We start from the raw sequence: 720 nt of genomic DNA, 5'->3' as shown, positions 1-720 counted from the left end.
CGGAGGCGGGCCGACGCTGGGGCTATCTGTTCGATTCGCTAGTAGCGGCGTTTGCTTCAGCGGTGGTATCGGCCGTCTCTGCAGTGGCGTCTGCCCGCATCCGCCGGAATAGTCGAACCGCTAGCACCGCTAGCGCCACCAGCACTACTGCCAGCAGCACGCTGAGATCGGAGAATCTTTGCGCGATTTCGCTTGCGGCGACCTGAAGGGAGAACTGCTCGTCGACACTCATCACTGCCCCGAGGTTTGCTGTTCCTTCAGTGAGCAGGAACAGCATTCCGATGGCAATGAACAGGAGACCTGAGATCAGAGATGTCGAGTGTGTGGTCAGCGGGCCGAGTCTTATCGCCCGCCCCCGAAGCCAACTCCGTCGGCCGAGGTCGAATCGGTCCCAGAGCAGGGCAAGTAGGAACAGGGGGACCGCCATGCCCAATGCGTACACCCCCATCAGAACGGCGCCGTACCCGGCGGCGCCGCCGGCGATGGCGACCGTGAGGACACTGCCGAGTAGCGGACCGGAGCAGAATCCCGCGAACCCGTACACGGCGCCGAGCGCGTACACCGATGCCGAACCAGAGATGCCTATCGATTTCGACGCTCGTTGGGCTGGAGCGAAAGCGAAGCCCTTTCCCAGAATGGCAAGAAGTCCGAGGACGATCAGAACAGTGCCGCTGATCAGGGTTATTACGTTGCGGTGCTCTGTGAGAGCTGAGCCCATCA

General features: G+C 61.9%; 1 protein-coding gene. It reads right to left on the bottom strand.

Going from position 1 to position 720, the window contains the following annotated elements; translation table 11 throughout:
* Positions 1 to 22: 22 nt before the first annotated feature.
* On the bottom strand, positions 23 to 720 hold a 698-nt coding region (locus RM2_RS23290; protein WP_072691788.1), incomplete at its 5' end, for a cytochrome c biogenesis CcdA family protein.

The sequence above is a fragment of the Rhodococcus marinonascens NBRC 14363 genome, assembly GCF_001894885.1.
GTDB classification, from domain to species: Bacteria; Actinomycetota; Actinomycetes; order Mycobacteriales; family Mycobacteriaceae; genus Rhodococcus_F; species Rhodococcus_F marinonascens.
Note: the sequence above shows the minus strand (reverse complement) of the source record. Positions and strands in the feature narration are given on the sequence as shown.